Raw genomic sequence first — 21,169 nt, forward strand, 5'->3', positions numbered from 1 at the left:
GTGATGAACGCCATGCAACATATTGCGCAGCCATTAATCACTAATCACTACTCCGTTAATCGTTAACTAATCTCCGTTAATCATTAACAAAGCGCTTTATTCAGCATATAATACACCTCATTCATGCGCAGTTCTTTCTTGAAGCAACTGATAGTAGTATCTTTATTGATGTGTACCATTTCGATGCCTGCGATTTCCGCATAATCTTCCCAGTATTCGGCTGTCAGGTCGTAAGAGAAGCAAGAGTGGTGAGTACCACCTGCCAGAATCCATGCGCCTGCACCTACTTCAAGGTTAGGCATCGGAATCCAGAGAGCGGAAGCAACCGGCAGTTTAGGCAGCGGTTTCGGCTCGATACATTCTACGTCGTTTACAATCAGGCGGAAACGGTTACCCATATCTACTACCGTAGCGGTGCAGCCTGTACCAACTTTTGAGGTAAATACAAGACGTGCAGTCTGGCTCTTGCGGATACCAATACCGAGGAAGTGTACTTCCAGGCGTGGTTTGTTGGCAGCGATGAGCGGGCAGATTTCCAACATGTGTGATTGCAGGATAGAGCTGTTGGCACCGTCGAAGTTCAGAGTATAATCTTCAAGGAATGAGCAGCCTTTCGGAAGTCCCTGATTCATTACCCATACAGTGCGGTAAAGAGCAGCCGATTTCCAGTCGCCTTCGGCACCGAATCCGTAGCCTTCCGCCATCAGGCGTTGGGAAGCCAATCCCGGAATTTGGTCGAAACCATTGTATTCGATATCACCCAAGTCGTCGAAGTTGGTTGTGAATCCTTTAGCGCCTTTCGCTTTCAGGATGGCACGCATTGCAAGTTCTGCTTTAGCGGCGTTCCATACTTTCTGATAAGCTTCGGTCGATTTGTCTTCCAAAGAAGCATCATGGTCGTATTCCTTGAAGTAAGTAGCTACCAGTGCATCTACCTCTTCATTCTTGATTTCTTTGTGATATTCCATCAGTTCGCTTACCGGGCAGTAGTCTACGTGGTAACCCATGCGTTGTTCGGCTTCCACTTTGTCGCCGTCGGTTACGGCTACATTGTTCATCTGGTCGCCAAAACGGATAATCAGCATATCCTGAGAGTCTGCCCAACCGGCGCAAACGCGCATCCAAACGGCAATCTTATGCTGTGTGTCTTCTTCTTTCCAGTAACCTACCACTACTTTGCGGCGGATACGCATGCGGGTACAGATATGCCCGAATTCGCGGTCGCCATGAGCTGACTGGTTCAAGTTCATGAAGTCCATGTCCATTGTATCCCAGGGAATTTCCTTGTTGAACTGGGTGTGCAGGTGCAGCAACGGTTTCTTCAGTTGTTGCAGACCGTGAATCCACATTTTGGCAGGAGAGAAAGTATGCATCCAAGTGATGACACCGATACATTTATCATCGTTATTTGCAGCTTTGAAAACAGTTTCCACCTCTTTGGAAGAGTTTGCCGTTCCTTTATATACCACTTTAACAGGAAGTTTGCCGGATTCATTCAGTCCGTTTACCATTTCATTAGAGTGTGCGTCTACTGCGATTACTGCGTCACCTCCGTACAAAAGCTGTGCTCCTGTTACGAACCATACTTCATATTGGTCAAATACGTTCATATCTTTATTCAATTTTAAGTTGTTAATCTTTAATTATTTATTGTCCGTAATAAGCGTTCGGGCCATGCTTGCGGCTGAAATGTTTTTCCACCAGCAACGGGTTCATTGTTAAATTCGGGTTGACGGCATAAGCGATGCTTGCCATCTTGGCTACCTGCTCCATTACTACGGCATTGTGCACTGCGTCGTGGGCGTCTTTTCCCCAGGAGAAAGGGCCGTGGTTCTTTACCAGAACTCCCGGTGTATGTACGGGATTCAATCCTTCGAAGCGTTTTACAATCACGTTTCCGGTTTCCAGTTCGTAGGCACCCTTCACTTCCGCTTCCGTCATATCTGCCGTACAAGGGATGGCATCATGGAAATAGTCTGCATGAGTAGTTCCGATATTCGGAATGTCACAGCCGGCTTGTGCCCAAGCTGTCGCATAAGTAGAGTGGGTGTGTACCACTCCGCCGATTTCCGGGAATGCTTTGTAAAGCACCACGTGAGTAGGCGTATCAGAGGAAGGCTTCAGCCGTCCTTCGACGACTTTACCTTCCAAATCCACTACTACCATATCTTCTGCTTTCATATCATCATAACTTACACCGCTGGGCTTGATTACTACCAGCCCGCTTTCACGGTCGATGGCAGAAACATTTCCCCAGGTAAAGATGACTAATCCATGCTTTACCAATTCAAGATTGGCATGAAATACTTTTTCTTTCAGTTCTTCCAGCATATTGATTATAATTTAAATTTCGGGTCTTTGCGGTAAACTTTGCTGTTAAACTTATACAAGGCCGCACCGCGCTTGGAACCCAGTTTATCTATTTTGTCCGTCTTTTCTATATAGTCCATTCCTGCAACACGCTTACGGAAATTCCGCTTGTCCATCTCCTCGCCGTAAATGGCTTCATACAGGCTTTGTAATTGGGACAACGTGAAGAGTTTCGGCAATAAATTGAAACCGATTGGCTCAGAAGATGCTTTCTGTTTCATTAACTCCCGTGCTTGTGCCACCATCTCGGGATGGTCGAAAATCAGTTGGGGAAGTTCATTGATATTAACCCAGTAAGCATTATGTTTCTTTACCAGTTTCCGGTCGTATTCATTGATGTTGATGAGCGCATAGTATGCAACGGAGATTACCCGTTCTCCCGGGTCGCGATCAACCGCCCCGAAGGTTCCCACCTGTTCCATATACACGTTTTCCAGTCCGGTAAGTTCCGCTAGTACACGCTTGGCAGCATCGTCCACGCTTTCATTGTTTTGCACGAATCCGCCCATCAATGACCATTCGCCCATTGCCGGTTCAAAATTTCTTTTCAGCAACAGCAGGCTTAATTCACCTTCATTAAAGCCGAAGATGATACAGTCGATACCAAGATAAAAGGTAGGATTCGAGCTATAATAGTTATTCATTGTTTTGTTAATATGAGTTTTTATTTAATTACCAGAAATACCAGTAGAAAGCGCCTGTGATAGCCAGGATAATAACTGTATGGATAATATCCCAGTGATTCCAGCTTGCACGTGTAGCTGCCTTTTGTTCTTTGGTAGCCGTACCGAATACCAGTCCCTGGATTTTTTCGGCTGTCGGAGCTTCTGTCGCCAGGCTGACTACGATTACTACGATGATACAGAACAGGAACATCCATCCGCAGAAGAACAACCAGTTCATATCGTAGAACAAATATTTGAATGTAGAGTCTGCTACTTCGCCGGCATTACTGTAATATACTTTAGCCCCCAAGCGGGTTAAACCAATCACCATACCGGAAATCAATCCCCACATACCACCTTGGGCGGAAGTACGTTTCCAGCAGATACCCAGCAAGAAGGCAGCGGCAATACCCGGAGCCAGCACAGACTGAACGTCCTGCAAATATGTATAAAGTACATCGCCAACGCTACGCATGATGGGAATCCAAAGAATACCCAAAATTACGATAACAACTGTTGCAATCTGACCGATACCTACCAGTTTCTTTTCCGGTGTTTTCGGTCTGAAACGCTTGTAGAAGTCGATTGTAAACAACATGGCGGATGAGTTGAACAAAGAAGCCAAAGAGCTCATCAAAGCTGCGAGAATACCACATACTACCAAGCCTTTCACACCGGCAGGAAGTAACTTGGCAACTAATGTCGGGAAAGCGGCATCGGCATTTGCCGTACCGTTTGCAAGCATCGGAAGGAAACCTTCACCACCGGCACCGATATATTTCTGATGTAAAGCAAAAGCAATCATACCCGGAATCAGGAACAGGAATACAGGCAGCAACTTCAGGTAAGCACCGAAGATAGTACCACGACGAGCTTCCTTTTCATTCTTTCCGGAAAGTACACGTTGTACAATAAACTGGTCGGTACACCAGTACCAGAAACCGATAATGGCGGAACCAATAAGTGCACCCAACCAAGGGAAGTTCGCGTCATCATTACTACGAATGAGGTTAGTCATTGTATCACCGTAATCATTAACGGTTACAGCACCACAAACTTTCATCATTTCGTCCCATCCGCCGAGTTCTTTAAAACCAAGTACAAGTATGATTAATGAACCTAACAGAAGGATAGGAGTCTGAAGTACGGAAGTGTACAATACGGATTTCATACCACCGAAGATTGTATAAAGTGCGGTCAGCACTACCAGTCCGATTGCTGCAATCCAGAAGAAGTCGATTCCCCAAAGTTCTTTGATACCGAATACCTGCTGGAATACCAGACCGCCGGCATATACGGTAACAGCCACTTTTGTCAATACGTAACTTACTAAAGAAATTACTGACAAGATGGTACGTGACTGAGGATTATAACGGCGTTCCAGGAATTCAGGCATCGTATATACCATGCTTCGTGTATAGAAAGGAACGAATACCCATCCCAAAATCAAAATCATCCATCCCTGGATTTCCCAGTGTGCCATAGCCATACCGCTGGATGCTCCGGCTCCCGCCAGTCCGATTAAGTGTTCCGAACCGATGTTTGAGGCGAAGATAGAGGCACCGATTGCGAGCCATGTCGCGTCGCGTCCGCCTAAGAAATAATCTGCCGAGTCATTTTGTTTTTGTCTGACTACCCAGACGATAATACCGATTAGAGCCAAAAAGAAGACTCCAATTACTAGCCAATCTAATGCTTCCACAATAAATATGATTTATAAGTTAATATTATTTCTCTACTGAGAATTTGAAAATACATTCGCTGTTGTATGTTTGTCCCGGTTCCAGAACTACTGAAGGCCAGTCTGCCTTGTTGGGACTGTCAGGATAATGCTGTGTTTCCAGACATACGGAAGCACGTTGGTTGTAGACGATACCTTTCTTTCCGGTTACGGTTCCATCGAGGAAGTTGCCTGTGTAAACCTGGATACCCGGCTCGTTGGTATAGACTTCCAGGGTAATGCCGCTTTCAGGAGAAGTCAGTTTGGCTGCTACCAGGGAAATGTCGCCTTTCGTGTTCAGTACCCAGTTATGGTCATATCCGTTTCCGTTCTTCAACTGGACGAAATCGTAGTTATTGATTTCCTGTCCTACAGCTTTCGGAGTAGTGAAGTCCATCGGAGTGTCTTTTACCGGGGCTATCTCGCCTGTTGTCATAAAGGTGCTGTCTACTGGGGTATAGTAGTCTGCGTTTACATACATGATATTATCAGTTGAAGCTTTCGACGGATTACCTGCCAGGTTGAAGTAAGAGTGGTTGGTCATGTTGATAATCGTCTTTTTATCAGTAGTGGCGTTATATTTGATGTCGATAGCGTTGTCTTCGGTCAGTTGGTAAGTCACTTTAGCAGTCACATTGCCCGGGAAGTTTTCATCGCCATCGGGTGAAATACGGGTCAGTTCCAATGTCATCGGGTCAATAAGGTTGGCTTCGTAAACCTGATATTGCCAGCCTTTCGGACCGCCGTGCAGACAGTGACCGAAGTTATTTTGCGGCAACTGGATAGTGTCACCGTCTAAGACAAAACGTCCCTGGTTGATACGGTTGGCATAACGTCCGATAGAAGCGCCAAAGTCGCTCGGTACATTAATATAATCAGCAATGCTGTCAAAACCTAAAACTACATCCTGCATCTTTCCGTTTTTGTCCGGCACCATGATAGACACGATGCGTCCCCCGAAGTTAGTGATGCATACTTCCATGCCTGCCTTATTCTTTAATGTATAAAGATTCGTTTGGGCATTGTTCACTTCTGTTTGAAAATTTACCGGGTCAAGACCGGATAAAGTCAGCTCGGAAGCCGACTTGTTATTGCATGCTGACAGCATCAGCGCTGCAATTCCTGCAAGTAGAAAATGTTTTTTCATGGTTTTATTTTTAATGTAAATGAGATGCTTATCTTAATTTGGGTGTAAAAGTAACACTTTAGTTCGGTGTATCAAATACACTCTTATATGTTATGCAGCATAAAAGAGAAAAAAACTACTTCCGGGTATCAAAATTCCGGAAGCAGTTTCTTGAAGATTATCAATGATCGTTTATTGGATTTTCTTTCCCCAATAGGTCTTTTTATTACCTTGTGCAGCGTAAACGATGGTATGTGTTCTGGGAGTTGCTTCCCAGTCTACTTCACGTTGCAGGTAAAGTACAACTCCGGAGCTTGTGGTTATTGTTTGTGCCTCTTCATTAAAAGTCCATGTTACATTATTCCAGCTACTGGAAGTTATTTTGTGGGTACTGAGGTCATAAGTCATTGTCTCAGAAGTTCTTTGGTTGCCTGTATTGGTTGTTAATGCTAAATGTTCCCAATCTCCTGCTATTTCAGCTTCTGTGATAGGCACTTGTGGCACTGCTCCGTATCTTTCGGGCATAACGAGAGGCCAACCATTGGCATCCCAACGAATACTGCGGACATGTCCCATCATGATAGCATTTGAATATTCATTTCCACCGACATTTTTTGGGAAACGACCTTGGGAAGTGTAGAACCAGTTGCCTTTTCCATCATCAAATATACCACAGTGGGAGATACCCACCCAACCGTAGCTATTATTGAATTTGTAAGGAGCTGTCAGTATCGGATATAGCTCACTGCTACCCATGGCAGAACTTTCATTTATATCTACGTAAGGCCCATAAATGTTGGCAGAGCGGCAAACACGTGTGTTGTACTCTACATCCAATTGTCCATAAGCCAGAAAAAGATAATAATAACCGTCACGGTATATCACTTCGGGACCTTCGGAAGCCTGCCAACGGCTATTTCCACGTATAGCAATAATTTTGCCATAGCCGGAGTTATCATCTCCCGTAATATTCCAGGGTTTGCCTAAAGCATTTAGTGGCTTTCCGTCTTCCGGATTTAGTTGTAAAGCAGCGATACCACTATGCCATGAACCATAGATCAACCAATGTTCATTATTGGTAGTTATAATATAGGCAGGGTCGATTGCATTGATTTTGAAATATGCATTCCAATCCCCCGTACTGCTACGTCCGTAATCCGTCATTCCTTTATCACTGGCAGAACATACTACATAACCTTTATCCTCCCATATATTGCTTGCTGGGTCAGACGTTTCCATTAATCCGATAAAGGCGCGTTCCGTCCATGAACCATCGAAGTTTCCGTTGTTTTCAATTTCCGGTTTACCGGTTTTGATATAGTTGGTTATAACGATAGAGTAATACATACGATACTTGCCTGCGGATACTTTTCGTGCCACCGGTGCCCAATATCCGTAAGAAGGATTGTCAATCGGATCTAAACCCATTTCCTGACGATACGCATTCAGCTTTTCTTTAATCCATGCCGGGGGAGTTTCGCTCATGGTTGCTCCCAAATATTCCCAGTTGACTAAGTCTTTGGAGCGACGTGCGTGGAAGTGTCCGTTTCCGCTATGCGCATTTCCATAGGAAGCGTCTGTCTGATACATATAATAATATCCGTCATCTGCTTTCATCACTGTGGGGTCATGAACGTTGGCCAAGTTCCATTTACTGCGTTGGTTCCAGGCAGCTATGTCCACGTAATTGTCTTCATAGGTGGGTGCCACGTAGTTTTTGAGTTGTTCGTCAAGGCTTTGGCTTTCTGTTGTTGCCGTGAGCACATCCGAATAGGTATAACGGCTGTTACCGTAGACATAAGCACGGATATAGTAAGAGGTATTGCCCGTCAAGCCGGAAATCGTGGCGCTGAAATTCTCGTCGGCATCCACTATGTTATCTTTGATGGTTGGGTTCTGTGCATTGACACTGTAGCAAAAGCCCTTCTTGACTACGTTATTCAGATTACCGGTGACCAAAGAAGTGACAGCCAGCGAGGTACCTGTGGTTGCAGTTACTTCGGGAGTGGCTATGGCTATATCACTGTTTCTATTGTATTCGATATTGTCCAGCCCATCGGAGCAAGCTGCAAAAGCAAAGACCGCCAGCAAGGATATTAAGAAAAATGTTAGTTTTTTCATTTGATTGGTAAGTTTTTGAGAACCATATCATTCTTCTGATAAAGAGGAATGATATGGATGATGAAGAAATTAATTTTCATTGAAGATGAGATGACAACCGTCAACGGTCAATGCGAAATTTAGGTCGCTGGGATCCACTGTGGTGATACCTAAATAGTACTGGGTAGAAGTTGTACCTGCAGTACCTTCCATCACTGCTTGAACGTCGGCTGTGCTATTACCGCAGTTGGTCACGTAGACCGTGACTTTGGCTCCATTCATACCGGCAAGCCAAGTGTTCAAGTCGCCTTGTGTTCCGCTGTGAACGCAGGCATCATATCCGTTGCCCGTTCCCCAGTTGTCAGCGCGAACAAATGCGTATTCGTCAATATGATTGGCTTTACGGAGAACCACAACGAAGTTGTTCCAGAAGTTAGCTAGATTGCTGTAGTTGGTGAAGGCGATGGACTTTGTCTTGCCCATAGGTATGCTGAAGTAGTCTGAGAAAGCTGCCCCGAAGCCCGTTGAGTTGTCTGCGGCTCCTACCATGCTAGTTGTGTTTCTCACTTCAGAAGCTGTAGATTCGGAGACAGTAACCTCTACCGTTGCGGTGATTCCTTCTTCAGCGGTAATGGTAACAGTCTGAGCGCCGCTCTTTGCAGAAACGGAAGAGAAGCTGAGTCTCGCGTTGTCAATGATTCTTGTACTTTGGTCGGTGTAAGTTGCCGTAACTACCATACCTGTTGGGTCGAAGACCATCGTCCGGTTCGCCAAATTCTCGGTGGCTGCCGAGGTGTAATAAAAGTATTGTGTGTGCAAGGGTGGGGTAGTCACCTCGATGGATGCAATCTGTTCCACCACTTCAAAAGTTGTATTAGCCATAATCGGCTTATCGCAATTCTCACCCTTAAAGGTCTTGTTGTAGATGGCCACAAGAGTTTTCACGCCCGGTTGTTCCATATCGGGGATGGTAGAGAAAGTGAGTTCGGTAGCCGGTACAGTTTTGGTCACTCCCTCTTCAAAGGTAACGATGGCCGAGACATTGGCCATGGCCTCTTCGAGCGGAGTACCTACATTGACTTGGTCGGGTACGTCCTGCAGTACCATCGATACCGGAATCTTGTCTAGGGCAGATGTAAGGCCGCCTATAGGGACGATGTTGGTTTGTAAGAAGTCGATGTAAGAACCTTCGGGTACTAAGAAGCAACGGATGTTGGTGTTGCTTGCATCAGCGTTCAGGTTTTCTTCCTTGTATGGTTGCTCGTAAGTCTTGGTGGCTACACCGTTGGTCATCTTTAAGGTGAAAGCACTTTCGCTGGTTCGGTCTATGGTAAGTGTCACCTTACCGCCCAACTTCTGTATGTTAGGGTCTGCATTGTTCTCATCGGGATTGAGAAGCAACGTGCCTGAGATGTACTGGTAATCGATATGATCGCCCCACTGGGAATTGTAAGTTTCAGGACTACCTGTGACGTCAAAACGGATAGCTCCATATTCAGTGTATCCTGTACCTCCGCGATCCACATCGTTGGTGACTATAACGGCATAATTCTTGTAATACGTGTTATCGGTCGGGTTGATGTGGAGGTTGAACACCGCATTCCACTTCTCGCCATCGGGTACCACGTAATACTTGGAGAAAGCAGCCCACCAACCGGAGGTGAAATCTGTATTTCCGATGGTGTACACATCTTCCTGCATCCCCTCAAGCACCTCCTCTTCCGGTTGTTTCTTCGAATCTTCAATTTCCTGTATCTTATCGGAAATCCAGTCGGGGGCGTTTACGTCATAAAGTTCGCCATCCGTACAGCCTGTCAATGCCAGTAACCCAAAGGTTATGGAATAACAAGCGTATGCTATTTTTTTTAGTAATCTCATTGTCTTAATTTTTAATTGGTAATGGGTTGAAGCCTTTTCTAAGTTTGTTTACTTGCTTAAATTTACAACCGGACGCACTTTACATCCGCTTTCCCGGAAGTAAGTGGAATTATCTGTACTATAGTTGGCAGAGTTGCCTTTCAGATTCGGGTTGTTGTTCATCAACTGCTGCACAATGGGCAGGAATTCGTGTCCCGATATATAGGTGTCGAAAGTGCTCTTCAGCTCAGAATCGTTTGCTATATCGCTGTAGTTCACAGGATTCTTTACTCCCACTGTAGAGCGGCGTACTGTGCCGTGTTCCTTGAGTTGCTGCAAGCGGCCGCTGTCGTAGAAGAAGCCCCAGCGGATGAGGTCGAAGCCTCGGCCGAATTCGCAGCCGAACTCCTTAGGACGTTCCACATTGGCTATCTGTTCAAAGAGTTTGTCAGCTGTGTCGAAGTCTTCGAGTTCTAAGTCTGTCAGACCGGCGCGGCCACGCACCTCGTTGATCCAGTCGATAGCTTGCTGTGTGGGACCATTGACCTCGTTTTCGCATTCGGCAGCACGTAGCAGCACATCGGAATAGCGCATCAGGCGCAGGTTGATGCCATCGTGCAATCCTGTAACGATGGTGCTGTACAGACCGGTACGGAGATTCGTGAATTTGGCAATCGGCAGACCGCCGTAAGTGTTGTTGGTCACGATATTGTCGGTGGCTGTAAGTGTATGCGTATAAGCTACATTGCCATACTCGAAATCCGCCCAGTCATTTTCGTAGGTTCCGATAGTCCAATAGAGCCTGGGATCGAGTTTACCATTGGTAGTGCGTTCGCTTTTGAAGAGCTGATAGAGCCAGGGCGAAGCCGAGATGTCGGCCCAACCGCCATAGTTACCGGGACCAAAGTTGCTCTCAATGGCCGAACCTTGTGTAGCATTGGGGCTTGTATTAACCGGAGTCCACTCGTCGTCGGTGCCTTGCGAACCATAGTCGAGGTACTGCACTTCGAAGAGGCTTTCTGCATTGTTCTCGTATGCCGAACCTTCGCGGAAGTTATCACCATAGTTGGGCATCAGCCGATAGGTGCCGTATGTTTTGCCGATGATATCTTTCAACACTGTGAGTGCATCACTGTATTTTTGGCGCATCATCAAGGCGCGGGCATAATAACCCGCCGCAGCGCCGCAGGTGGCACGTCCACCGGCCCATTCGCCGCCTTCATCACGGGAAGGAAGCAATTCCATTGCCTCGTGGAAATCTTTTTCCACTTGGTCGAGTACGTCATTGTAGGTGCTGTTGGAGGTATAAAGTCCGTCCAATGAAGAATAGGTGGCATAATCTGTGATGAGGGGCGGATTCTGATAATAACCAACCAAGTTGTAATACGACAAGCCGCGCAGGAAAAGCACTTGTCCTTTGATGCGTTTCATTTTATCAGAAAGTAGGCTGTTGTCCTCACCGCAACGCGAAATGGCGAAGTTGCATACGTTGATGGTGTAGTACCATTCCCGCCAAGGCCACCATGTGATGTCCGAGGTGACTTCTGCGTTAAGGTCATCGAAAGGCAGATACCACACTTGTGAAGAGTTCCAGGCTTCATCGCCACGGCACACGTCGATGGTGTAGCCTACACGGGCATAGGAACCCTCCATACGGATGTGGTTGTAGGCAGCAATCACGCTTTCCTCCAAATCATCGGCATTGAAGCCGAAAGTACTTGAGGTTTGCTGGTTGGGATTCAACAAATCCATTCTGTCACTGCAAGAAAACAGCGTGCTAAATCCCAAAATGAGAGCAAGTGAATATTTATTTAGTTTCATAAGAAATGTTTTTAGTATTTGGTACTAGATAGTAACGATTAGAATGTAAAGTGAACGCCACACATGAAAGTGCGTGCAGTAGGATAAGAACAGAAGTTGTATCCCGGGGTGAAAGTTCCTCCTGCATAGTCTACATTATAACCGTGATAGCCGGTGAATGTGTGAAGATTCTGTGCTGATACGTATAAACGTACATCAGATACATATTTGCCGAACCACTCGTTGGGGAAATTGTAGCCCAATTCTACATTGGCAATCTTCCAGTAGGCTGCGTTCTGAATCTTGCGTGAGCTGAAGAGGTCGTTCCAGCCCAAGCTGGCACTGTTGGTGACATAGGTGCGTGGCACGTTGGAAAGGTAAGTGCTGCCGTCTTCGCTAAAGCGGTTGGCATCGAGCATACCCACCTCTTTGTTTCCCCAGCCGTAGCAAGAGTTAAGCGAGTTGTAGATGTCGTCGCTGACGTGATAGTTCAGTGCGCCGAAGGTAGCAATGCTCAGGTCGAAGCGCTTGTACTCAAAACGGGCATTAAGACCGAAATGAATCTTAGGCATACCGCTGCCCAGCACCACTTGGTCGTTGGCGTCTATTTTACCGTCGGGTTTACCGTCCGGTCCGCTTACGTCCTTATAGAGGCAGTCGCCAATCTGGGCACCCTCTTGAGTGGCGTGGTTGTCCAAGTCTTCCTGTGTGCGGGCAATGCCCTCATAAGCCCAGCCGTAGAACTGGCCTATTTCTTGGCCTACATTGGTAATGTATGCTCCGGAGATGTAAGAGTCGGTACCAAAGCCTAGCGAAGTTACGCGGTTGCGCAACGTGCTGAGGTTGGCCGAAATTTCATACTTGAAGTCACGATCGCGGTTACGGTAGGTAGCCGAGAACTCAAAACCGGAGTTGTTCATCGAGGCGGCATTCATCGTAACGGTGGTATTGGATACACCGGCCTGTTCGGGAACTGGGACAGCATACAGCAGGTCTTCGCTGGTATTCTTGTACCATTCGGCTGTGAATTCCAAGCGATTGTTAAACAAGGCAAGGTCGACACCCACGTTGTAGGTCTTCTTTTTCTCCCATGCCAAGTTATTGTCTACAAAAGTGGAAACGGCAGAACCGGTCACTACGTTACCGTTGAAATTGTAAGTCATGTTGTTGCGTGACATCACAGCCTGATACATATACTCACCGATATTCTCGTTACCGAGTTCACCATAGCTGGCACGAACCTTGAACAGGTTTACGACATTTTGGTCGAAAGGGAAGAATTTTTCCTTGTCGAAACGCCAACCCACAGAGACGGAAGGGAAAGTTCCCCAACGGATATTTCTGGTCAGGCGGGAACTGCCATCCCGGCGCACTGTTGCCGAGAATAAGTATCTGTCATCGTAATTGTAATTGATACGACCGATGTAAGAGAGGATTGAATGCTTGTATTCGTAGCTTTCAGAATACGTATCGGAAGCATTCTGAAGCTGTAGGAAATAAGGTTCGGTGAAGTTGATTCCCCATCCGGTCAGCAGGTCGGTATCTTCTTCTTCGTAAGTCTGGCCTGCTAATACGTTGATATGATGCTTGCCTATCGTGCCATCGTAAGTAATCACGTTCTCTATTAAAGCATCCGAATAGTCGCGCGACCCTTTGGTGAGTCGTTCGTTGCTCTTGGCCAAATACACACGGTTGCTTTGCACCCATGCCGGAATCCAAGTAAAGTCCTTACAATGGGTTTTGCTGTAAGAGAGGTTGACTTTATAGTTGAGCTTATGATTTTTGTTGTCAACGCCAATCATTTTGAGGATATCCACATCGGCAGATCCGGTTCCCACGAAACGATCCACGCGAGTGTTGCGTTTCAGCAGGTTATTTACCAGCAACGGGTTGGAAGCGGAGATGTCACCATGCACGGTATCGTAGTATACGCCATAGCCGTAAGCGTCATAATTGAAGTTGTTGGCGATTCCCACCAAGTTATCAAGTACCCATGTAGAAGAATCGTATGCCTTGATGGTGGGCTGCATCAGTAAGGTGCCGCGCAGCACGTTGGTTACATCGCCATACAAGCCTTGAACGTATTCGGAAGCATTCGACAAGCCCATGTTGTCCTGGTCGGAGTGGGAGTAAACAAGGCTGGTATGGAACTTTATGAACTTGGTCTCCATGGTGTTGTTGACACGCGCCGTGTAACGTTCGTAGTTAGGGCCGGCACCTTCGAGAGTCCCTTTTTGGTTGAAATAGTCTAATGATATATTATAGGTGTTATGGGCACCACCTCCGGAGAGGTTCACATTGTGGTTTTGACGGATACCCGTTTTGAATACTTCGTCAAACCAGTTAGTGTTGGTGTCATCTTGGAAATGGTATTTTCCGGTTTCGCTGTCAAGCTTGTATCCCGTTGGCAACGGAGTGTTGGAGTTTGCGGCCGCCTGACCGATGTACTGGCTGTACTGGTCAGCATTCATTACATCATAGACACCCTTAGGGATATTATCCACACCGAAGTATCCATTGTAATCCACTTTCAGCGGTTGGTCTTTTTGTCCGCGTTTGGTAGTGATGATAATCACACCATTGGCGGCGCGCGAACCGTAGATGGCAGCAGCCGAAGCATCCTTCAGCACTTGGATGGTTTCAATATCGTTTGAGGAGAAATCGCGAATGGAAGTTCCCATGGGAACACCGTCGATAACATAAAGAGGAGAGGTGTCGCCGAAAGACCCGACACCACGGATGCGAACGGTGGGATCGGCACCAGGCTGTCCGTCGGAGGTGACTTGCACGCCGGAAACCTTACCTTCGAGCATGGTGGAGATGTTGGAGTTTGATGTCTGTTTCAAGGCTTCCGCATCTACCACGGCAACAGAACCGGTTAAGTCGGATTTCTTTTGTGTACCGTAACCTACGACAACCACTTGTTCAAGCATCTTATTATCGGCTTGCAACTGGATGCCTTCAATAATGGCACGATTGCGAACAGCCACTTCACGTTCCTTGAAGCCCACATAGCTTATCAAAAGGGTAGCGTTTCCGGGAACCTCCAGTTGGAAGTTTCCGTCTAAGTCGGTGATGGTTCCGCCTTGTCCATTTTTAACCCTGACGGTAGCCCCTGGCATGGGTTCACCTTGTTCGTCGATAACTTGACCACGAACCTTGATAGTCGGAGATTGTGCCACGGTAGCCATTGCAGGTGTAGGATACACCGCTATGCCGCCAAAGGTACACAGACTAAGCATTACGGAAAAAAATAAATGTTTCCTCATTTTTAAAAGTATTAAGGTTGTAAATTTGATGGATTAGATTGTTGTGCAATAGGGGAAAGGTTGAATTCAGCCGATGCTATGCACGATGCGACAGCCATTTTCTTGTCATTCTTCATAATATTAATATTAGATAAACTTTAAATGCATGGTTCTCTCCCAAAGGATTGAGCACCAATTGCACGGCAAAAATATGGCATTGATTGTAAATGAGGGTGGACAAACGTGTTTTAGAGGTGGATAAAAGTATTTTAAGTGTAAAAAGATACAGCTTATTATGTGGAATTATTGTTTTAGGTAAAACTATTCTTCCTTATTAAGTAGTGAACTCGGAGTCACATTGAACTGTTTGGTGAAGCAGCGGGTGAAATATTTAGGATCATTGAATCCCACTTCATAAGCTACTTCCGCAATATTCATATTCTTCGTTTCCCGACTCTTCAGAATTAGTTCCCGTGCTATGTTCAAACGGTAATTCCGTATAAACTGTCCGGCTGATTGTCCGATGAGGCTTTGCATCTTCTTGTTCAGCAAACTCTTGCTAACACCGACAGCTTCGCTGAAATCGCTGACCTCAAAATAGGAATTCTTATAGTTCTCCTTGATAACTTCCATTACTTGATTCAGGAATTTCTTATCACCGGACTCTTCTTCCATATTCAACACATTCACGTCCATGTCCAGCGTAAACTTCCGTTGATACCGTTTCCGGTTTTCCAGGATATTTTGGATGCGGGTCAATAATAGTGTTTCGTCAAAAGGTTTCAGCAGATATTCATCCACTCCCATGCGGTAACTTTCCAACCGTGCCTCTTGAGATGTTTTTGCTGTCAGCATAAGGAAAGGAATATGCGAAATGGCAAATGTCTCTTTTACCTTCCGCGACAGTTCGATGCCATCCATTACGGGCATCATCAGGTCACTGACGATGAAGTCTACCGGATTGCTGCTAAGTATATGCAATGCTTCTTCTCCGTTTGCAGCTTCCAGAACATTATATTGTTCGCACAGGATGGAACGTATATATCCCCGCATATCTGTATTATCCTCTACCACCAGAATGGTCAATGTCTCTTTCTCTTTGGGAGAATCAGAAGATGACGGAGTGATTGCTTCCATACTATTATGATCGATAATAATAGTTTTATCATCCTTCTCGTTTTCTTGCTGCAGGGGAAGGAGTATCCGGAATGAGCAACCGGCATGCCGGTTGTTGAATGCTTTAATTTCTCCGCCGTGCATTTGTACAATCCGTTTGCAGAGATAGAGCCCTATGCCTGTACCCGCTTGTCCGTAAACCGGATATTTCACTTGGTTCTGTGACTGGTAGAAGCGGTTGAAAATCCGGTTGAGATCATCTTCCGGTATTCCCGAACCGGTGTCCTTGACACAAATATACATTTTTTTCTGCTCGTCTGCAGAAGTAAGAGCCGATATATAAAGCGAAACGCTTCCCCCGTTTGGAGTGAATTTGATGGCATTGCTCAATAGATTGGTGACTACTTTACGCATTGCCTCTTCATCGTATAAGACATCCGGTGTCTCCATCCGGTAATATCGTTTTAAAACGATATTACGTTCTCCGGCGAATACTTCAAACGGAGTAATCAGCGAATCTATGAATTTCAGGAAATTCCCCCGTGTCTTTACAATCTCCAATTTTCCGGATTCCACTTTCCGGAAGTCCATCAATTGATTGACTAAGGATAACAGATATTTAGAATTACGTTCTACAAAGTTCAATTGCTCAATAACCTGTGGATTATAACTTAATTTCAAAGCACGTTCGATGGGACCGATTATTAATGTTATCGGTGTACGGAACTCATGAGTGATATTGGTAAAGAAAGAAATTTTATCCAACGTTAATTCCTGCACTTTGCGTGACATGCGGACAAGTTGCGCTTTCTGTTTTGTGATTTTCTCATTTTGTTGTGTCAGCATCCGGTTTTGCCGTGAGAGTTCCTCGGTCTGGTCTTCCAGTAGATGCTTTTGCTGTTCCAGTTCATGGGTCCGCTCCTCTACTGTGCGGTGCAGATATTCTTTTTGGTGTTTCAGTGTACGAATCCGCCATTGGTAAAATTGCCATATACCTATTAATATAAGGATGATTACCGACAAAATAAACCAGGCGCTTTTATAGAGATAAGGAACGATTGTTATTTTAAGTTCCGTAATGTTTTCCCCTTCATTCTCTCCGTCGGGTGTATATCGTACTTGCAGCGTATAATTGCCCGGTGGCAAATTTGTATAACTGGCAAAACGGCGGTTGCCGGGAACTTGTATCCACTTATCGTCGAATCCTACTAACCGGTAGCTGTAAATAGCCGCATTGCTTGCCTCAAAGTTAAGTGCGGAAAACTCCAGTGAAAAGGATTTCTCTTTTTCATGTATTTTGATTTCTGTAGTCGTAGCAATGTCTTGTGGCAAATATTCGTTTCCGGGTAATATTTCTTCATTGCCTATCCGTAAACGTGTAAAACGGACTTTGGCCATAGGAACAGACATGCCCGGACGATTGCTTTCAATTGCGACTAATCCGCCTACACTGCCGAAATAGAGCAGGTCATGCGAAGAACGGCAGGAAGCGTTCCAATAGAACTGAGTATCAATCAAACCATCATGTTTCGTGTAGTTGACAAAACGGTTTTCTGTAGGATGATAACAGGAAAGCCCGTTGTTGGTGCCTATCCATATATTCCCATTACTATCTCCCAAAAGTCCCCGGACACTGTTGTTGGGTAATCCATTTGTAGTACTATAAGAGATGAACTGCTCTTTTCCTTGAGTATCAATTATCCGCTTATAGATACCATATCCGTTACTTCCCAACCATAGAGTTCCGTCTTGGTCTTCGTAAAAGCAGGTGATTTTTTCTATCAGACGGGAATTCGGGTCATCCAGTTTATAATTCAGATGTCTGTATTGGAATTCTCCTTCCGATGACCGCGAATGAAGGTCGATGATATACACTCCTTCCAGGCATCCCAACCAAAGTTTACCATCTTTGTCAATAATGGAACCGATGCTGCCATGTATATTCTCGGCAGCTTTGCCGGCAAGTGGAGAAATGAGTTGGGCTTTTGTGAGATCGTAGAAGTAGAGTCCCTGATTGGCTCCTATCCATATACCTTTATTGATAGGGTCATAAGTCAGTGCTCCGATGAAGTCGATAGGAAAACCGCCTTCTGTCTGTGAAGAGATTGTTTTGATAACTTGCCCGGGATTTTTTTTATCAAGCAGATTAATACCGCCACCCCAAGTTCCCACCCAAAGATGATTATTGGGGTCGGCAGTGAGTGCACTTACGGAGTTATGGCTCAATCCGCCATGTTCGCGGGTGTAGTGTGTAAAGTGTTCGCTGTTACGCTCTTTGCGGTTCAATCCACCCTCTACTGTTCCCACCCATAAAGTACCATATGTATCTTCGTAGATGGCATTAACCGGATTACGGGACAGGCTTGACGCATTTTCTTTATCGTGCCGATAATTACGGATAGATAAACGCCGTGGATTTAACAGGTTGATACCGCCCGTTTCCGTCCCGAACCAAATATGATCCTCTTCTGTCAGTATGCAATTGATAAAATTACTGTTCAGTATGTTAGAACCGTTATCAGGAAGATCATTGGCAATACGCTCAAAATTATCCGTCATCGGATTGTAGATATTGATACCGCGGAGAGTGGCAATAACCAGTTGTTTGTCATGAGTGATAGCTAAGTCAGTCAGATAATTTTGGGAAAGCGAATTAGGGTCAGAAGGATCATGCTGATACTGTTTGATGGCATTCCCATTTTTGTTGTACCGGAATAATCCACGGTCGGTAGAGATCCAGACCTCATTCTCCTTGATAAGAAAGTCGGAGATGTAAGTTCCTGCCGCGAACTTCAGACATTCGGCAATGGGGGTAGCTGCCAGTTCCCCTTGTTGGTTTAAAGATACTTTCTGAATTTCTTCATTAGCTCCCATCCATATTTTTCCGTCTCCGTCAATATCTTGCAGGGCAATGTCGGGACCATTCAGAAAAATAGGATGAAGAGTGGAGATTGTCTTTATTTCCCCTTTTTCATTGAACTCGATACGGTGAAGCTCATTGGCACAGTAAAGCCATATGCAGCCTTGTGTATCTTTGAATACACGGGTAGCAGGTTGTTCTAGAATCTTGAAAAGTATCCCCTTCGGATTACGGGGAATAACCGTTTTTAAGGTAGATAAGTCGATAATATCCGTCCCGCCTTCGGAAACCATCCAAAGGCGTTGATGATCATCTTCGCAGACGTTGCGTATGAAATTACTTTTTAGCTTGCAATAAGGAGTATTAGGATTATAATTCACGAATTCATAGCCATCGAAGCGGGAAAGTCCACCGCCGGCTGTCGATATCCATAAGAAGCCTCTGCTGTCTTTATATAAATCGTCGATAAAGTTATGAGGCAATCCGTCGTTCATGGTGACATAAGTGATATTGTAGCGATCGGCAAAACGTTCTTGTGCCGGAATTATTCCGGTGAATGATAGAAAACTCCAAAATAGATTAAAGAATAATAGGTGTTTTTTCATATGAGTACGTATTAATAGGAGCAAAGTTAAAAGATAATCTCAAATCGCAAAAGCGGAACGGGCTTCTTTTCAGCTGAATGCAGGATTGTCCACCAATCGTGTTCGTATGTCCACCTTCAATAGGTGAAACAGGCCGTATTTTTGTAACATGATTGATGAACGAATACACTGATGTTATGAAAAACTTGTTTTTGCCCGTCTTTTTAATAGCAGGCAGCTTGTTCGCAGGTTGCACTTCTGCTGTGTTTACACCGACCCCTTCTGCGAATCCTTGGGATGATAATTATTTATCTGTAGCTAAAATGGAAGATTATCGCCAATGGGGAACATATAATGTACACGACCCGTCCTGCCGTAAGCTGGGCGATTATTATTATATGTATTCCACCGACGCTATTTTCGGTGAAAACCGGAAGGAAGCCAAAGAGAAAGAAGTTCCTTTGGGATATATCCAGATGCGCCGTTCCAAAGACCTGGTACATTGGGAATTTCTAGGATGGGCTTTTCCCGAGATACCTGAAGAAGCAGTCCGGTGGGTACAGACTCATGCGGGCGGACATGGGGCTACAAATATCTGGGCTCCCTATATCATCTCCTACAAAGATAAATATCGTCTGTACTATTGCGTATCTGCATTCGGGCGCAAGACTTCCTATATCGGACTTGCAGAATCCGATTCTCCCGAAGGACCGTGGACGCAAGTCGGTTGTACCGTAAAGACAGATGATTCTACTGCCATGAACGCCATCGACCCAAGTGTCATAGCAGACGAGGTCACCGGAAAATGGTGGATGCACTACGGTTCTTTCTTTGGTGGATTATACTGTGTAGAACTGAATCCTGAAACCGGATTGCCTCTGAAAAACGGAGACTTGGGACATCTTGTAGCCCGTCGCGCTAATTACCGGAAAGATAATCTCGAAGCGCCGGAAATAATGTACAACCCTGATTTGAAACAATATTATCTGTTTACTTCCTATGACCCGTTGATGACAACCTATAATGTACGTGTCAGCCGTTCGGATGTCGCCGAAGGTCCGTTCGTCGATTATTCGGGAAAGGCGGTGAAAGATACGACCAACAATTTCCCGATACTGACCGCTCCCTACCGTTTTGAGAATCATCCCGGATGGGCAGGCACAGCGCATTGCGGAGTTTTCTCCGATGGCGAAGGAAACTATTTCATGGCTCACCAAGGGCGTCTTTCTCCGCAAAACCAACTAATGGTATTGCATATCCGCCAGTTGTTCTTTACACCGGACGGATGGCCGGTCGTTTCTCCCGAAAGATATGCAGGGACAGCTCCCCGTAAGTTTACCGAAGCGGACCTGGCAGGAGAGTGGGAAATCATCCGTGTGCAGGAACCCAAGTACGAACGTCAGTTGGAAGCCGGACAAATCCTCTGGGGCGAAGGTGAATTGAAAGACGGTGAGTGGAATCTTTCAACCCGTATCAGTTTATTAAAGGACGGAACCTGCAAAGGGGAGATAACGGATGATGATGAATGGAAAATTGTGCAAATGAATGGAAACTGGTCCTTTTTGACCGAAAAACACCTATTAATGGTAAGATTGGACAAAGAGGAAATTAAGAATCTGATTATCTTTGCAGGACACGATTGGGAGAATGAAACGGAAACCATTCTCTTTACCGGGCTCGATAGTCGGGGACGTTCTGTCTGGGGAAAAAGAATCAAATAAAC

The 21,169-nt window shown here is 45.5% G+C and carries 11 protein-coding genes; 1 reads left to right on the forward strand and 10 read right to left on the reverse strand.

The window, feature by feature from the left end; genetic code table 11:
• Positions 1–83: 83 nt before the first annotated feature.
• The 10 genes from araA to BacF7301_RS15560 form a co-directional block, all read right to left on the reverse strand.
• Positions 84–1,610 carry an L-arabinose isomerase gene (araA, locus tag BacF7301_RS15515; protein ID WP_167964179.1) on the reverse strand — a complete coding sequence of 509 codons (1,527 nt, stop codon included), beginning with the start codon at positions 1,608–1,610 and terminating at the stop codon, positions 84–86.
• A 37-nt stretch (positions 1,611–1,647) separates the two neighbouring features.
• The gene (locus tag BacF7301_RS15520) at positions 1,648–2,331 is read right to left on the reverse strand and encodes an L-ribulose-5-phosphate 4-epimerase (RefSeq protein WP_024986648.1); all 684 of its coding nucleotides are present in this window, start codon (positions 2,329–2,331) and stop codon (positions 1,648–1,650) included.
• A 5-nt stretch (positions 2,332–2,336) separates the two neighbouring features.
• Positions 2,337–3,014 (reverse strand): NUDIX hydrolase, encoded by a 678-nt coding sequence (locus BacF7301_RS15525; protein WP_167964181.1) that lies wholly within the window; start codon positions 3,012–3,014, stop codon positions 2,337–2,339.
• Between the two features lie 28 nt (positions 3,015–3,042).
• A complete protein-coding gene (locus tag BacF7301_RS15530) occupies positions 3,043–4,737 on the reverse strand; it encodes a sodium:solute symporter (RefSeq protein WP_167964183.1) in 1,695 nt (564 codons plus the stop codon).
• A 25-nt stretch (positions 4,738–4,762) separates the two neighbouring features.
• On the reverse strand, positions 4,763–5,902 hold the full coding sequence (locus tag BacF7301_RS15535; RefSeq protein ID WP_167964185.1) for an aldose epimerase family protein: 1,140 nt from the start codon (positions 5,900–5,902) through the stop codon (positions 4,763–4,765).
• A gap of 171 nt (positions 5,903–6,073) precedes the next feature.
• Positions 6,074–8,002 carry an arabinan endo-1,5-alpha-L-arabinosidase gene (locus BacF7301_RS15540; RefSeq protein WP_167964187.1) on the reverse strand — a complete coding sequence of 643 codons (1,929 nt, stop codon included), beginning with the start codon at positions 8,000–8,002 and terminating at the stop codon, positions 6,074–6,076.
• 69 nt (positions 8,003–8,071) lie between these two features.
• Entirely contained in the window at positions 8,072–9,859 is a 1,788-nt protein-coding gene (locus tag BacF7301_RS15545) for a bacterial Ig-like domain-containing protein (protein ID WP_167964189.1), read from the reverse strand.
• Between the two features lie 48 nt (positions 9,860–9,907).
• The gene (locus BacF7301_RS15550; RefSeq protein WP_167964191.1) at positions 9,908–11,659 is read right to left on the reverse strand and encodes a RagB/SusD family nutrient uptake outer membrane protein; all 1,752 of its coding nucleotides are present in this window, start codon (positions 11,657–11,659) and stop codon (positions 9,908–9,910) included.
• A gap of 38 nt (positions 11,660–11,697) precedes the next feature.
• Positions 11,698–14,907, reverse strand: coding sequence for a SusC/RagA family TonB-linked outer membrane protein (locus tag BacF7301_RS15555; protein ID WP_167964193.1), 3,210 nt, complete (start codon positions 14,905–14,907; stop codon positions 11,698–11,700).
• Between the two features lie 300 nt (positions 14,908–15,207).
• The gene (locus BacF7301_RS15560) at positions 15,208–19,467 is read right to left on the reverse strand and encodes a two-component regulator propeller domain-containing protein (protein ID WP_167964195.1); all 4,260 of its coding nucleotides are present in this window, start codon (positions 19,465–19,467) and stop codon (positions 15,208–15,210) included.
• Between the two features lie 155 nt (positions 19,468–19,622).
• Between BacF7301_RS15560 and BacF7301_RS15565 the strand changes: the two genes are divergently transcribed.
• Positions 19,623–21,167: an arabinan endo-1,5-alpha-L-arabinosidase gene (locus BacF7301_RS15565; RefSeq protein ID WP_167964197.1), complete on the forward strand. Its 1,545-nt coding sequence runs from the start codon at positions 19,623–19,625 to the stop codon at positions 21,165–21,167.
• Positions 21,168–21,169 lie beyond the last annotated feature (2 nt).

It is taken from the genome of Bacteroides faecium, assembly GCF_012113595.1.
GTDB classification, from domain to species: domain Bacteria; phylum Bacteroidota; class Bacteroidia; order Bacteroidales; family Bacteroidaceae; genus Bacteroides; species Bacteroides faecium.